Raw genomic sequence first — 16,517 nt, forward strand, 5'->3', positions numbered from 1 at the left:
TGCTTTACCTTCTGTATATTTTGTAATTTTTCCTAGTAGTTATTTAAATGTTTATATGCTTTTATTTTACTTGGTAAAGAAAATAAATTAATAAATCCTTCTGCATCCTTATGATCATATAAGACACTTGAACCAAATGAGGATATACTTGCATCATATAATGCATTAGGTGATTCTTTACTTGCTACCATAATATTTCCTTTATAAAGCTTTAATTTAACGCTTCCTGTTACAGTTTCTTGAGTTTTATCTACAAATGCATCAAGAGCTTCTCTCATAGTAGTAAACCAAAGTCCATCATAAACGAGTTCTCCATATTTTTGTGATATTTGGTATTTAAAGTGAAGTGTATCTTTATCTACGGTTATTTCCTCTAGTTCTTTATGTGCTGCATAAAGAACAGTACCACCTGGAGTTTCATATATTCCTCTTGATTTCATTCCCACAAGTCTATTCTCTACTAAATCTACAATACCTATTCCATTTTCTCCACCAATTTTATTTAATATCTTAACAATATCTATTGGTTCAAGTTCAACACCGTTAACTTTTGTGGCAATTCCCTTTTCAAAATATATATCTACAAAAACAGGTTCATCTGGAGCTTGTTCTGGAGGTGTAACCATAAGGTACATTTCTCTTTTGTGATCATTTTTAAAATCTTCAATATCTCCGCCTTCATGACTTGCATGCCATAAGTTTTGATCAACTGAATATATTTTCTCTTTTGTAACAGTTATTTCTATACCTCTAGCATTAGCATAATCTATAGCATCTTCTCTTGATTGTATATCCCAGATTCTCCAAGGAGCAATAATCTTAATAGACGGATCAATAGCTGCTATTGCAACCTCAAATCTAACCTGATCATTTCCTTTACCAGTACATCCGTGGCATATATATTTTGCCCCTTCTTTATGTGCAATTTCCACAAGTTTTTTAGCAATTAAAGGTCTTGCATAAGCTGTACCTAATAAATACTTTCCTTCATATGTTGCATTTGCTTTAACTCCTTTAAATACGTAATCTTTGATGAATTCAGCTGTTAGGTTCTCAATATATATTTTCACTGCGCCTGAACTCATAGCCTTTTTCTCAATTGCCTTCATATCATCTTCTTGTCCAACATTAATGCAAGCTGCTACAACATCCATGTCATAGTTTTCCTTAAGCCATGCTATTATAATAGAAGTATCTAATCCTCCTGAATATGCTAAAACTACTTTTTCTTTCATATTTATAATCCCCTTCCAATTTTGTTCTATTGTGTTTTAATATATTTATTATTTCTAGGTTCTGCCCTATAATACCTTATTCAAAAATATTTTAGTTCTCTGCTCTTTAGGATTTGAGAAAAATTCATCTGGTGTTCCTTCTTCTACTATTTTTCCTCCATCCATGAAAATTACTCTGTCTGCCACATCCTTTGCAAAACCCATTTCATGGGTTACAACAACCATAGTCATGCCTTCTTTTGCAAGATCTTTCATTACTCCTAGAACCTCTCCAACAAGTTCGGGATCTAGAGACGATGTAGGTTCATCAAATAGCATTATGTCTGGTCTCATAGCGAGTGACCTTGCTATTGCTACTCTTTGCTTTTGACCTCCTGATAACTTTGACGGGTAGTCATCTACCTTTTCAATAAGCCCTACCTTCTCAATAATTACTTTTGCCCTCTTTAATACTTCTTCTCTCGGCTCGTGCTTGACCGTAATTGGGGCCTCTATAACATTTTGCATTACAGTCATATGATGGAACAGATTGAAATTTTGAAATACCATTCCTACTTTTTCAATTGTATTTCTCATATGCTTCTTGTTTTTAATATTCAATTTTTCTCCTTCAATGAAAACCTCTCCCTTATTAGGAATCTCAAGGTGATTTAGGCACCTGAGAAATGTGCTTTTTCCTGAACCAGAAGGGCCTATTATAACTAGTACTTCTCCTTTTTTAACAGCCACATTTAAACCTTCAAATACCGTAAGACTGCCAAAACTCTTAGTTAAATTTTTAGTTTCTATCATATACATTCTGTCTCACCTCTACTAATATACTGACAGTTTTTTTTCATAATATGAAAATACTGTAGTGAAAATTGTTGTCATTAAAAGATATAAACATGCTGTCATAAAGAAAACTTCCAAAGGTCTAAAGCTCGAGGCATATAATAACTGTGCTGTTCTCATAACTTCAACCATAGCAATAGTTGATACGAGCGAAGTATCCTTAAGCATTGTTATAAACTCATTACCAACTGACGGAATAATTATTTTAAAGGTTTGCGGAAATACTACTCTTTTCATAGTAGCTAAATAAGTAAAACCTAATGATTTACAGGCTTCAAACTGCCCTTTATCTACTGAGAGTATTCCACCTCTAATTATCTCTGCCATATAAGCCCCTGAATTTAAGCTAAGCCCTATTAGTGCTGTTTGGAATGCTGTAAACTCAATTCCCGCATATGGAAACCCATAATAAAATACAAATAATTGAAGAAGCATAGGTGTTCCTCTAAAGAGCCAAGTATAAAATCCTGCTACGCTGACCAATAATCTATTTTTAGAAAGTTTTAGCAATGCTGTAAACATCCCAATTAAACTTCCAAGAACTACTGATATTACAGTCAGTTCCATGGTAATTAAACATCCTTTTAATAATACAGGAAACATTTCTTTCATAACATTTATATCCATTCTTGTTCCTCCTGGTATCTCTTCAAAGAAAATAGCAACTATTAATTGTTATCTTCCTAACTATTTTTTATATGCGTCAAATCCGAACCACTTCTGTGAAAGCTTAGAAAGAGTTCCATCTGCTTTAAGTTCATTAAGCGCCTTTTGCACTGCTACTTGTAATTCCTTATCTTGTTTTTTAAATCCAATTCCAATTGGTTCTTCACTAATTTTCTCTTTTAAAACTTTATACATACCTGGTTTCTTTGATACATAATATCCACCAACTTGAGCATCCATAACTACTGCATCTACTCTTCCAGTTGATAATTCTTGGAATGCTTCTGTAATTTTATCATATTTTTTAACTTGTTTTAACCCTTTCATTGCAGTTGCTGCAGTATCCCCTGTAGAACCCAGTTGACAAGCTACAACTTTACCCTTTAAATCAGCTAAATTCTTTATTGTAGTATTTCCTTGTTTTATTGCCGCTACTTGTCCACCCATTACATAAGAGTCTGAAAAACCTATACTTTCTTTCCTCTTATCTGTAATACTCATGGCTGAAATTATAACATTGAACTTTGATGAGCCAAGAGCTAAAAGTATTCCATTAAAATCTGTAGATGTATACTCTGTTTTTACGCCTAATTTTTTTCCTACTGCATCTCCTAAATCTACATCAAATCCAACTAATTTATTATTAGAATCCCTAAATTCCATCGGAGGATAAGAATCATCTAATCCTACAGTGAGTTTACCCGATTCTTTAACTGCTTGGAGAGAATTAAGTTTTTCCTTCTTTTGACCACATCCTACAAGTAATACGCCTGCCATAGTAACTATTAATATAATTGACATAAACTTTTTCAAAAATACCACTCCCCCATATATAATATAAAATTTATGAATATTTATACATTCTTATGCATATCACTTGTTTCATATTATTTCCTTTTATTATCCGTTTCTTAACTTTTATTATTGATTTAACTGGCTTTCTTTTACTAATTATATATTACTTTTTATAATAATGCAATGCTTTTTTATTATTTTCTATTCGTTTTATACAATGTTTATGCATATACCTAATGAGAATTTACTAATTCAATTGATTTTGCTCGTTTTAAAGTTTAAAAGAGCCCTTAGCATCATATTAGGCTAAAGACTCTTACACTTTATTTTTTTAAAATTATTAACTATTATGAATAGGTCATTATGGCTTTAGTAATTATTCTGCCATATTAAATACTTCTAAATTTTCACTTTTAATATCTTTCTTCATAAGATCTACCAATGCCTTTGCAGTGTCTAGTGATGTTAATACCCCAAGTGAACTCTCAATAGCAGTTCTTCTAATTCTAAAACCATCTGTCTTCGAATCATTACCTTTAGTAGGTGTATTTATTACTAAATCAACTTGCCTGCTCTTAATTACATCAATGATATTAGGAGTTCCTTCTGTAATTTTATTAACTTCCTTCGCCTCTATACCATTGTCTCTTAATAACTTAGCTGTACCCTTCGTTGCTATAAATTTATAATTAAGTTCATTAAAAGCTTTAGCTATATATAAAAACTCTTCATAATCCTGTGGATTTATTGTTGCCAAGATAACGCCTTTTTCTTTTTTAACCTTCATTCCTGATGCAACAAATCCTTTATATAAAGCTTCTTCAAAGTTTCTTCCTATTCCTAAAACCTCTCCAGTCGATCTCATTTCCGGTCCAAGACATACCTCAACCTCAGGAAGTTTTTGAGTTGAAAATACTGGCACCTTAACTGATACTAATTTAGATTCCTTGTAAACTCCAGTTCCATACCCCAAGTCCTTTAGTTTTTCTCCTAGCATAACTCTTGTGGCAAGATCAACTATTGGAACTTTACTAACCTTACTAATATACGGAACTGTACGGCTTGCTCTTGGATTAACCTCTATTATGTATAATTCATCTTTAAATTCTATAAATTGAATATTTACCATACCTATTATTTCGAGGCCTACTGCTATCTTTTTCGTGTATTCTAATATTTTTTCTTTTATGTTGTCTGATATGTTTTGGCTTGGATATATGGTAATACTATCTCCAGAGTGAACACCTGCTCTTTCTAAATGCTCCATAATACCTGGAATCAATATTTCCTCTCCATCACATATAGCATCAACTTCTATCTCTCTACCTAAAAGATATCTATCTATTAAAACAGGATTTTTCTTATCCTTAATAAATGCATTTTTTAAATAATGTTTTAATTCTTTTTCTTCATAAGTTATTTCCATTCCTTGACCACCTAATACATAAGACGGCCTTACCAAAACCGGATACCCTATCTTTTTAGCCTCTTCTAATCCTGCTTTTAAATTCCAAACAGCCTTACCTTTAGGTCTATTTATGTTTAGTTTTTCGAGTAGTGCATCAAATTTTTCCCTATCTTCTGCTGCATCTATTTGCTCAGGTTTAGTTCCATATATAGATATGTTTTTTTCATTTAAGAACTTAGCAAGCTTAATAGCTGTTTGACCTCCAAATTGAAGTATAACTCCATCTGGTTTTTCTTTTTCAACAATATTAAATACTTCTTCCTCTGTTAGCGGTTCAAAGTATAATTTGTCCGATATATTAAAGTCTGTACTTACGGTTTCCGGATTATTATTTACTATTATAGTTTCAATTCCTAGCTTTTTAAGTGCAATTACACTATGAACCGATGCATAATCAAACTCAATTCCTTGTCCAATCCTTATAGGACCTGAACCTATAACCATAACCTTTTTCCTATTACTTACTTCAACCTCATCATATTCATCATAAGTTGAGAAGTAATATGGTGATAATGCTTCAAATTCTCCTCCACATGTATCTACCATCTTATACACAGGTTTAATATTCCATGTATTTCTCAGTTCATAGATTACATTTGGGTTTACACTCAATAAATCTGCAATCCCTTTATCTGAAAATCCTTTTTTCTTTAATAAGTATAACCAATCTTTATTCATATCCTTAAGGGTCGATTTTTTTATTTTTTCCTCTTGGTCTACTATCCATTTAATTTTATTTACAAAGAAATTGTCTATTCCCGTTATTTCAGAAACCTTTTCTACTCTATAATCACGTCTAAGCATTTCAGCTAGATAAAATAGCCTCTCATCATCAGGTGCCATTACTCTTTCCTTTAATTCTTTTAGACTCTTTTGTATTAAGGCATTATATTGTAATGAATACTGTCCTATTTCGAGTGAACGAATCCCTTTCAATAAAGCTGCTTCAAAATTGCTTCCTATAGCCATTATTTCCCCTGTTGCCATCATTTTTGTGCCAAGCACTCTATTAGCACCATCAAACTTGTCAAAAGGCCATCTAGGAATTTTAACAACCACATAGTCGAGTGATGGTTCAAAACATGCATATGTTTTTTGAGTTACCGCATTTTTTATTTCATCTAATGCATATCCTAGTGCTATTTTAGATGCCACTTTTGCAATAGGATATCCAGTAGCCTTCGAAGCTAAAGCTGAAGATCTACTTACTCTTGGATTAATTTCTATAACTGCATAATCAAAACTAAATGGATCAAGAGCCAGTTGAACATTGCACCCGCCTTCTATGCCCACACTGTTTATAATATCTATGGATGTACTTCTAAGCATTTGGTACTCTTTATCAGAAAGAGTTTGGCTTGGGGCTACAACAATACTATCTCCAGTATGTATTCCTACAGGATCTACGTTTTCCATATTGCAAATTGTAATACAATTACCAAGACCATCTCTCATAACTTCATATTCTATCTCTTTCCACCCTTTAATACTTTTTTCTAAAAGAACCTGTCCAATAGTACTTAATTGTAATCCTAATTCTAGAATTTCAATTAATTCCTCTTCAGTTTCAGCAATTCCACCTCCACTACCACCAAGTGTATATGCCGGTCTAACAATTACTGGATAACCTATTTCACTTGCGAAACTTAGACCACTAACTATATCTGTAGCAATCGCACTTTCTACAACAGGCTGATTAATTTCCTGCATTAGGTCTCTAAATACCTCTCTGTCTTCACCCTTTTTTATGGCTTCGATAGACGTTCCAATTACGCGTACATTATATTTTTTTAAAATTCCACTATCAGATAATTCTACGGCTATGTTTAACCCCGTTTGTCCTCCCATACCGGCAAGCAAACTATCTGGTCTTTCCTTTGCTATAACCTTTTCTAGGTATTCAATAGTTAAAGGTTCTATATAAACTTTATCAGCAATCTCTTTATCCGTCATGATAGTTGCTGGATTACTATTTACAAGTACAACTTCAACGCCTTCCTCTTCTAATGCTTGACAAGCTTGTGTTCCAGAATAATCGAATTCCGCAGCTTGCCCTATTATAATTGGCCCTGATCCAACTACTAGTACTTTTTTAATGCTCTTATCTAATGGCATATAAATCCTCCCAATGTTATTTATTTAAATATTATCTATATATACGCATGTCCTATAGGTTATAAAATTTTAATTATTATTTTAATTTATTATGTTAAAGATAAAAATTTATCAAAAATTGCATCTATGTCCTTAGGTCCAGGGCAAGCCTCTGGATGGAACTGTACACTGAATATTGGAAGAGTTTTATGTCTCATCCCCTCTATTGTTCCATCATTTACGCTAACATGTGTAATCTCCATATTTTCCGGAAGACTGCTTACATAATAACCATGATTTTGAGAAGTAATGTAAACTTTATTTCCTTCAATATCTTTAACTGGGTGATTACAACCTCTATGCCCAAACTTAAGTTTTTCAGTTTGTCCCCCAAGGGCTAATGCTAAAAGTTGATGTCCTAGACAAATTCCCACAATTGGCTTTTTACCTATTAGTTCCTTTATCGTCTTAATTACCCCTTGTAAATCCTTTGGATCTCCAGGTCCGTTTGATAAAAAAACTAAATCTGGATTAACCTTTAATATTTCCTCTGATTTAGCATCTGCAGGAAATATTGTTAATTTGCAATTTCTCTGCTTAAACGAACGCAGTATATTTTCTTTTATACCAAAATCAATAATAGCTACATGTTGTCCTGTGCCATCAATTGTATAGTTATCCTTTGTAGTAACATTCATTACTGCATCTTTATTATTGAAACTGTTTATTTTTTTTTCTATTTCACTGTCACTAAGTTCACATGTAGCAATAATACCCTTCATAGTACCATTTTTTCTAAGTATTTTTGTTAATGCTCTTGTATCAATTCCTTCGAGGCCAATTATTTTATTTTGCTTAAAATATCCCTCAAGCTCCATTTCACATCTAAAGTTATTTGGGTTATTACATTTTTCCCTTACAATAAAGCCCTTCACCTTAGGAGATTTTGACTCAACATCCTCTAAATTAATACCATAGTTACCAATGAGAGGGTATGTCATAGTTACTATCTGTCCATAATAAGATGGGTCAGTTAAGATTTCTTCATAACCTGTCATACCTGTATTAAATACCACTTCTCCAACGCTTTCCTCTAAATAGCCAAACAGATTACCTTCAAATATTATACCATTCTCTAATATCAACTTGCCTTTCATATTAAAATCCTCCTTAGATTACATGAAAATATATATATCTCTAAATATATTAATAAAGATAACAAAACGATTATTATAATAATCACTCTATTATCCTTCTTAATATGTTAATTATATTTATTAACGAAACAAAAAACATAGTTACAGTATTATTGTAAAAATCAATAACTGTATTACATTTAATAGTATTACATTTAATAGTATTAGATTTAAAATCAACAGAACAAAAAACACATGCCATAATTATCTATACTCCTTCCTAGCCTCACAGGACTAACTTAAAAGTGTACTTTTTCTTTTACAACTTTTTAAATTATATTATTTTATATTTATAATTTCTTCTCATTCTAGTTTAAATTTTGTAATTTGTCAATGCATAAATATAATTTTTTATTGCAACTTTATTCAGATATGGCAGCATATTAACTATATCTACAATTATTTACAGTTATCTTAAATACACTTACCCCACATTAAATCAGTAAGCAACACTATGAAAAAAAAACAGGAATGAGAAATATGAAATCTCAATTTCGGTTTTTCTATGTATAATTATACTAGATTTGTGCATAATGCATTCCCATTTTATGCATGTATAGTTGCCGTATTAACAATGCAAAGTGCTGTTCATCATTCCTTTACTGTTGGCAAGAACAGAATGATTGGTACTGCTTTAGGCGCAATTTGGGAATTAATATTCATTATAAGTCCTAAGGATATATTTCTTACAAGCATTGGGATAGTAATTGTAATTTATTAATTATTAATAACTAAATACATTATACTACAGTATTGTTCCAAACAGTACAGTAACACCACTTAAAATCATTTATACTTATAATATATTGCAAAAATATAAATCATATTGCATATAAAGAGAATAAATCACATTTATATAATCTTACTAACAAGAATAACTATAATTGTTTTCACAAATTATTAAATTATTTTAAACTTTTATAAATAGAACTCAAATAACTCTCCATATTATGTTATACTTATAGTGTAAAAAGTAGGTGGTATAAATAATTTAGTGCATTGTGCCAATTGAAATCAATTATAAAACAAGACTATAATATAATTAATAAAAAACAAAGGGAGGTGCTGCAAAAACATAGGTTAAATACTAATATCCCACCTAATGTTTGAGTGCAGGAAGATATGAATAAAGATGACCAAGTAAGTAAAGAAGAAAAAGAAAATAGTGAAATTATAAATAAATTGTATGCAAATGAAAACATCTCAGAAAAAAGCGATTCAAAAACAGATTCTAATAGTGTACCCAAGTTAAATGATGATATTGATGAAAGTAAAAAATACATAAAAGAAATGCATGAACTAGCAGACAAAAACGAGTTTAAGAACAATATAGTAGTTTTAGGACTTGTAGTCGTTGTAGTAGCTATAATTTTATTCACAATTTTAATGAATACATCACTAATGAAACCTAAAACCGACGTAGTAACTAATACGCCAACTACAAAAAGCACCAGTAAACCTACAAAAACTATAAGTCCCGCTAAAGTTGCTAAACCTAACGTTGTTAAGCCTGTTGACGCTCCAACTAAAATATATGAATATTTAAATGTGGAAACAAACAGAACAGATGTTTTAAAAAAAGCTGTTAAACTAAACGATGGAAGTAAAAAGGGCGTTACTGTATATCTCTTATCAGAAATTTTGAGATCTAATGGCATTACTATCCCTTCCAAAACAACAACAGTTAAACAACTAAAGGAGTCTCTAATATCTAAGGGTTGGAAAAATGATACTCGCTTTTCCCAGTTAAAACCAGGTGATATATGTTTCACCACAGATATGCCAGGAAAAACTGGTTCGCCTTCTCATGCATATGTATTTATGAGTTGGACAGAGAAAGGCAAAACAGACTATGCAAACATTATTGATGGACAACTTGATGAGTTTAGTACTATACTTCATAAAAGAAATCTATCAGTTTCAACTACAAAAAAAGATAAATTTAGTTTTTATCTTAGAAAATGAAAATAGTACCTCAGGGTTTCCTGGGGTATTATTTTTATAGTTTTATTTCTTTTATAACATTGCCCTCTAAATCTTTTATCTGAAATAAATTATCTTGAAGTATTGCGTAAGAGTTAGGAATATTATCCCTAGGTAAAGATATAGATCCTGGGTTCAATACATATATATTATTATATTTTTTAGCCACAGGAATATGGGTGTGACCATAGATTAACACATCATTTTCACTTAACTTTGGTAAGTTTTTCTCATTATATATGTGTCCATGAGTTATAAATAATCTTCTATCATTGTATAATATTGTAGAGTATTCCGCCATCATAGGATACTCTATTAGCATTTGATCTACTTCACTATCACAATTTCCTCTAACGGCTATTATCTTTTTTTTGTACTCATTCAACAGATTAGCTACTTCCTGTGGATTGTAATCTCTTGGCAATGGATTCCTTGGTCCATGATATAAAGCATCTCCTAAAAGAACAATATAATTAGCTTTCTCTTCTTTATAAAACTCTAAAGTTTTCTTTAAATAATATAAAGAACCATGAATATCTGAAATAAAAAATAATTTCATTTTACTAAACTCCTCACCAATATTAATTTTTGTGTTTTATAATTCCTATAGCCGTACCGATTATGAATGTATCTTCACTATCTACAACAATAGGCTGGTATTTTTCATTTGCAGGCATTAGCAATACTCTGTCTAAGCTTATAGAAAGCCTTTTCAATGTAGCATTTCCCCCTATATCAACTGCTACAATGTCATTGTTATTCGCAGCTTGCTCTTGACGTATTATTACATAATCACCATCATCAATGCTTGCACCAATCATACTGTCTCCTTTGACTTTTAATATAAATGGTTTTTTTACTCCCTTTAACCAATACCTTGGGATGTAAAAGTTACCTTCTATTTCTGAGTTAATAAGTATAGGTTCACCTGCTGCGATGTCACTAAATACGGGAATTTCTAGTAACTCTTCATTTATGTACTCATAATCGCCCTTATCATCATTTACTATAATGTCTGATATCCTACTATAATCTCTCATAAACTCATATTCTCTGTTATGCCTAATATCACAATATTTAAAATTCTCCAATGCATCAATATTTATGTTCTTGTTTATTATATTATAACAATTGTCTTTAACCTTTTCTTGTGTTTCATACTTGTTTTTAAAGAAATAAGACTTTACTTTTTCTCCTAAGGGTTTAGCATTTATCCTTCTTCCTTTTATCATCCATGAATTAGAAGGGTGAGTTTCATCTATATCTACAAGAAAAGTCATGCTAGAATAAGTTTTTTCTTTATATAATGCATAAATAAAATCCAACTGTATCTTAGTTAAGTTATTACTTTTGTCAATTATTATATGAGAATACTTGTCCGCCTTAATCGTCTCCGCCATTTTTAGAGCGTATATATTAACATCTTCATTATCAATTAAATTCTCTGAGCTGAGCTTTTTATTATATAATAGCATCAGTTCATATATTGCTTTTCTTGCATTAGAATTTTTAAGTATTCTTTGGGGTCCTTCTCCTTTTTTGCATTTTCTTCCGGTTCTGTTCACTTGTAGATATGAATTAAGTTTTAAATAATTATAACTTTTTATCCATTTAATTTCTTCTATAAAAAATTTAACAAAAGCAATATTTAATATTCTTAACCTTGGATAAATAGTTTTAGTTTCCACTATACACTTTTTTATAATATCATTTTTTTTATCATCCATAATAATTGTTATTTCTTTTAATTTATGTTTGTTTTTATACTTAATAAAATATCTATGTAAAACGCTTTCTAATGTAACCACATTCAGTTTTCTTTTTTTAGTAGAGAATACACTTAAATATTCTAACCTAGTTTCTTCTTCTGCTAAGTTATATATTTTCTCTATATAATCTATGTCTTCATCCTTAGCTGCAAGCATTAATATCTTATCCTCTTCATATAAACAATATTGATTTTTCAAATAAAGACTTCTATAGATTGCTGCAGTTGTTTTACCAGTTCCTTTAATTCCCTTAATTAAGGTACATTTTATAGGTTTACTATGAATTATTCTTTGTTGCTTTATACTCAGTTTCATTTAATTACCTCCACTTTGGACATACTACTAGTATACAATATTAATCAACTTAAAGTAAAACTTATATAAAATTATACTTCGCTATAAAATCATTAATTTATAGTGAAGTATTAAAAAGCATAAAGAATCTATAAAAATTACCAATGTCACAAAGGTTGATTTATGAATATCTATATACATTTACTGAGCATACTAAGTTATATACTAATTAATTATTTTAACTAAATATAGTCAACCAGAGGTGATTTAAGTGAAAAGAAAAATGTTAAGTATTATTATTTCTTCAATACTCTTTATTGACTGTTCCCCAAGTATTTCTTATGGGAATGAATTAAAAACCATTACTAACACAAGCTCTAAAAGTGAATACGTTGAATACTATAACAAGGATAGTACTAAAAAAACTACCATATTTAATTTTTTTAAAAATGTCTTTAGTAATAATGATACTCACGATGGAATAAGTACTAAAGAGTATAATTGGTATTTCCAACCACGCAATGATAATATTCCTCCACAAGGGCCTAAAGAAAACATTCAGATTATGTCAGACTATGGGTGCTATTATTTGGGTGATCCATCAAAAAAGATATTATATCTAACTTTTGATGAGGGCTATGAAGCTGGATATACCGTGCCCATTTTGGATGTTCTAAAAAAACACAATGTAAAAGCAGCCTTCTTTGTTGTAAAACCATATATTACTTCTAATCCTGAAATAATTAAAAGAATGGTGGATGATGGACACTTAGTATGCAACCATAGTAATCACCATCCTTCAATGGCTTCTATAAAGGATGAAGAAAAATTCAACAAAGAATTGTCTGATGTAGAAGATGCATATGAGAATATTACTCATAAGAAAATGGCTAAGTATTTTAGACCTCCAATGGGTAAATATAGCGAGTTATCCTTAAAATATACTAAAAACAATGGATATAAAACTATATTTTGGAGCTTTGCTTATATGGATTGGATTAAGGAAAAACAGCCCTCACATGACGCTGCTAAAAAACGTATTATGCAAAGAACCCATAGCGGCGGAATTATGCTATTACACGCAGTGTCTAAAACCAATGCTGAAATACTAGATGATGTAATTACAAAGTGGGAAAGCCAGGGATATCAGCTAAAAAGCTTAGATGAATTGCCTACTAAACATTAGAATCATCTTCTACTTTCAACCCATTACCTTAGCGAAACCCATTTAGTCAGTAATTATATATAGTTTCTATAACATAACAGAACCTTAACTTTATAAGTTAAGGTTCTGTTATGTTATTTATAAAATTCATCTAACTATATTAGAACATTAATATGAAGAAGCAATCCCAGCTGATGTCGTTGCCCCACTAGCTGCAGCAACTGTAGCTACTATTTGTGCTGCAATTAATGCTTCAATTGAAATTCCAATAATTGTTTGGATAAGTTCCTTGTTATTTTTCATATTCTCAATATAAACATCGCTGACTAAAGCAGCAGCTGTGTATAGATGAGTTTCCTTTGTTAACCATCTATACTTCTTAGTAGATTTCAGAATTCTTACAACTTCAATAACTTGGTCTACTGCCTCATATCCTTCTTCACCAAGTATTGACAGAAACCCTATTGCTGCATATCCACCAGAATAAACTTTTATTTTATTCTGTTTAAGTTTGTTAAACATTCTTATGCATCTTAATACCTTGACTGCATTATCCTCTTTACGGAACCCTAGTATGTGAGATAAAAATTGAAGACCATTATTTTTTTTAAAACCATTTTGATTTAGTAATTTATAACACTCTTCCATATTCTCTATAATACTTTTAACCGAGCTATCTGATTTAGATAAAAATATAGAAAGTGGGTAATCATCTCCACTAGTTAACCAAGGATGATTTTTTCTCATTTCTTTATATAATTCTATAGCTTTATTTATTCTTGTATCCACTCCTTCTTCGTCACATGTAGCTAGAAGCGCATAATTAGCTATTGGTAAATACATACTATTTTTAAATCCTACTTCTCTCATTCTTTTGTCATAATTAAGTATTTTATTGAATTCTACTTTTGGGTCATCATACTTAGATGAAAGCACTGCTGATATAATCATCATAGAAGCACTTCTATAATGAGAAAATATCCCTGTAGTTTTCTTAATATGTTTTCTTAAATTTTCGATTTTGTTTTTATCAAACTCCGACTTGTTTAATGTATAAGTTAATGCTACAAAGTGATTAGTTAATGGTTGTTGCCATTTATATTGCATAGATACTTGATTAAATAAATCTATAAGTCTATCTAGTTTTTCTTCAACTAATTTTTCCATAATAATAGTCCTCCTGTTGAAACAGTTTAATATATATAATGCTTTGCATGAACACATTCAACTTAATTATACCATTTATTTCATATCTTTGTATTATTATGTTTTTAACTTATATAATATTAGCAAATAAAAATCGCCTAAGTATGTACCCTCCTTAGGTGATTTTATTTCATATACCTAATTAAATTACCTCAACCTTGTTCATCTTAAATATAGTGAATATTATAAAGAGTATGCTACACACAGTTGAAAATACTATAGTATATAAATAACTTTCTAGTGTAAATGAATTAGCGCCTTCCACTAATTTGTATGGCATAAACTTTCCAATTGTATCTAAATTTACAAGTGTGGCACTTAGAAAAGTTATTATAAGAGTTATAAAACCAGCTGTTACACCTTTTTTAACAAAGCTACTAAAAAGTGTTACCAATGTTATATTAAAAAAATAGTACACAGACATTAAAATAGCTGAGTTCATTACACCTGGTAAACTCGCCCTCTCCCCTTGTAACAAAATGCTTCCATAGTAATAACAAGTCAAAAATCCTATGAATGTTAATATGGTTACCACAATAGTATAATGAATTATTTTAGCAAGCACTATGCCAACTGGCTTACTTCCCTTAGAATATGGAAAGATGAGTTTTTCTCCATTTATCTCATCATTTAAAGTACTTGCCAATGTAAATATTATGAATAAGTTTCCAATTTGAAAAAGGTCCTTGATATAATTATTAATTGCACTCTTAGGAGTAGCAATAAAAAGTAGACTTAAATCTCCTTGTAATTGTTTTTCCAATATTTTAGGAAGTAGCTTTAACATAAATGGATCCAAAATAGCAAATGCTATTATTCCTACAGCAAGTATTACATATTTATATTGTCTTTTGGACTCCATTATCTCTTTCTTAAAATAAGCCTTAAAGGTTGTCATTTTTATTCACCAGCCTTATAAAAATATCTTCAAGATTACTTTTTCTTAAATCATAAGATAAAATATTATTTTCTCCCTGCACAAGAAGTTTTAAAAGTTCCGATTTAGCAATATCTAAATTATTAACATAGATAGAAACTTTATTTTCCACTATTGAAACTTTCTCTACCCACTTAAAGCCTAAAAGAACTTTATCTAAGGTTAAGCAGTTTTTTTCAAACTCAATATCAAATATAGGCTGAATATACTTATTCTTTAAATTCTCTAAATTATCAGATATGAGTATTTGCCCTTTATCCAAAATACTTAGCTCGTCACAAACCCTTTCTACATCACTCAAAATATGAGTTGAGAGAAAAACAGTGGTGCCTGATGACTTCAAGTCTTTTATAAACTCTAGTATCTCCATTCTACCCTCAGGATCTAATGCTGAGGTGGGCTCATCTAAAAAAACTATTTCTGGTTTATTAAACAAGGCCACTGCAATCCCTAGCCGCTGCTTCATCCCACCTGAATATTGTCCTATTTTCCTCTTTGCCGACGCACTAAGCTTAACAATATCTAAAATTTCTATAGTTCTCTTCAATATATTTTTCTCAGTCATATTTGCTATTTCACCAATAAAATGCAGGTATTCATTAGCATTCATATAATTATAAAACACTGGATTTTGTGGTAGGTAGCCCACTTTTCTTAATAATTCTCTTTTATTCTTTTTAAAATCTTTTCCATCTAAATATATCCCTCCACTATTAAAATCAATTAACCCTGATAGTATATTCATAGTTGTAGTTTTTCCTGCTCCATTAGGACCTAGAAATCCATATATTGTTCCCTTTTTTATTTCAAAGCAAATGTTCTTTAAAACTTCAATGTCTCCATATTTTTTATTTACATTTACCACTTTAATCATC

14 protein-coding genes are annotated in these 16,517 nt (G+C 30.4%); 3 read left to right on the forward strand and 11 right to left on the reverse strand.

The features are described 5' to 3' along the window. Window positions 1-32 precede the first annotated feature (32 nt). The 6 genes from LGK95_RS11615 to LGK95_RS11640 form a co-directional block, all read right to left on the reverse strand. The gene (locus LGK95_RS11615; protein WP_226124956.1) at window positions 33-1,235 is read right to left on the reverse strand and encodes an argininosuccinate synthase; all 1,203 of its coding nucleotides are present in this window, start codon (window positions 1,233-1,235) and stop codon (window positions 33-35) included. Between the two features lie 66 nt (window positions 1,236-1,301). After that, window positions 1,302-2,033 carry an amino acid ABC transporter ATP-binding protein gene (locus tag LGK95_RS11620; protein WP_319001920.1) on the reverse strand — a complete coding sequence of 244 codons (732 nt, stop codon included), beginning with the start codon at window positions 2,031-2,033 and terminating at the stop codon, window positions 1,302-1,304. Window positions 2,034-2,048: 15 nt separating this feature from the next. Continuing rightward, window positions 2,049-2,696: an amino acid ABC transporter permease gene (locus LGK95_RS11625; RefSeq protein WP_226124957.1), complete on the reverse strand. Its 648-nt coding sequence runs from the start codon at window positions 2,694-2,696 to the stop codon at window positions 2,049-2,051. A 60-nt stretch (window positions 2,697-2,756) separates the two neighbouring features. Next, a complete protein-coding gene (locus LGK95_RS11630; RefSeq protein WP_226124958.1) occupies window positions 2,757-3,548 on the reverse strand; it encodes an ABC transporter substrate-binding protein in 792 nt (263 codons plus the stop codon). Window positions 3,549-3,906: 358 nt separating this feature from the next. Next, window positions 3,907-7,113, reverse strand: a complete 3,207-nt coding sequence (carB, locus tag LGK95_RS11635; RefSeq protein WP_226124959.1) for a carbamoyl-phosphate synthase large subunit — start codon at window positions 7,111-7,113, stop codon at window positions 3,907-3,909. 89 nt (window positions 7,114-7,202) lie between these two features. Continuing rightward, the gene (locus tag LGK95_RS11640; protein WP_226124960.1) at window positions 7,203-8,249 is read right to left on the reverse strand and encodes a carbamoyl phosphate synthase small subunit; all 1,047 of its coding nucleotides are present in this window, start codon (window positions 8,247-8,249) and stop codon (window positions 7,203-7,205) included. A 544-nt stretch (window positions 8,250-8,793) separates the two neighbouring features. Here LGK95_RS11640 and LGK95_RS11645 point away from each other — a divergent pair. Together LGK95_RS11645 and LGK95_RS11650 are read left to right on the forward strand one after the other, a co-directional pair. Further along, a complete protein-coding gene (locus LGK95_RS11645; protein WP_226124961.1) occupies window positions 8,794-9,009 on the forward strand; it encodes an FUSC family protein in 216 nt (71 codons plus the stop codon). A gap of 401 nt (window positions 9,010-9,410) precedes the next feature. Further along, the gene (locus LGK95_RS11650; RefSeq protein WP_226124962.1) at window positions 9,411-10,253 is read left to right on the forward strand and encodes a hypothetical protein; all 843 of its coding nucleotides are present in this window, start codon (window positions 9,411-9,413) and stop codon (window positions 10,251-10,253) included. A 34-nt stretch (window positions 10,254-10,287) separates the two neighbouring features. On the opposite strand, the gene yfcE is transcribed toward LGK95_RS11650, so the two are convergent. Both yfcE and LGK95_RS11660 read right to left on the reverse strand, forming a co-directional pair. After that, window positions 10,288-10,830, reverse strand: coding sequence for a phosphodiesterase (yfcE, locus tag LGK95_RS11655; protein ID WP_226124963.1), 543 nt, complete (start codon window positions 10,828-10,830; stop codon window positions 10,288-10,290). 22 nt (window positions 10,831-10,852) lie between these two features. Then, entirely contained in the window at window positions 10,853-12,355 is a 1,503-nt protein-coding gene (locus tag LGK95_RS11660; protein ID WP_226124964.1) for a S24 family peptidase, read from the reverse strand. A 250-nt stretch (window positions 12,356-12,605) separates the two neighbouring features. Between LGK95_RS11660 and pdaA the strand changes: the two genes are divergently transcribed. Continuing rightward, entirely contained in the window at window positions 12,606-13,520 is a 915-nt protein-coding gene (pdaA, locus tag LGK95_RS11665) for a delta-lactam-biosynthetic de-N-acetylase (RefSeq protein ID WP_404814423.1), read from the forward strand. A gap of 147 nt (window positions 13,521-13,667) precedes the next feature. On the opposite strand, the gene LGK95_RS11670 is transcribed toward pdaA, so the two are convergent. The 3 genes from LGK95_RS11670 to LGK95_RS11680 all read right to left on the reverse strand — a co-directional run bounded on the left by LGK95_RS11670 (window position 13,668) and on the right by LGK95_RS11680 (window position 16,516). Then, window positions 13,668-14,666, reverse strand: coding sequence for a DUF4003 family protein (locus LGK95_RS11670; RefSeq protein WP_226124965.1), 999 nt, complete (start codon window positions 14,664-14,666; stop codon window positions 13,668-13,670). Window positions 14,667-14,847: 181 nt separating this feature from the next. Continuing rightward, entirely contained in the window at window positions 14,848-15,603 is a 756-nt protein-coding gene (locus LGK95_RS11675) for a hypothetical protein (RefSeq protein WP_226124966.1), read from the reverse strand. Continuing rightward, a complete protein-coding gene (locus tag LGK95_RS11680) occupies window positions 15,590-16,516 on the reverse strand; it encodes an ABC transporter ATP-binding protein (protein WP_226124992.1) in 927 nt (308 codons plus the stop codon). Before LGK95_RS11680 ends, LGK95_RS11675 begins: the two co-directional genes overlap by 14 nt. Window position 16,517 lies beyond the last annotated feature (1 nt).

This window comes from Clostridium algoriphilum (assembly GCF_020443705.1).
GTDB lineage: Bacteria > Bacillota > Clostridia > Clostridiales > Clostridiaceae > Clostridium_AD > Clostridium_AD algoriphilum.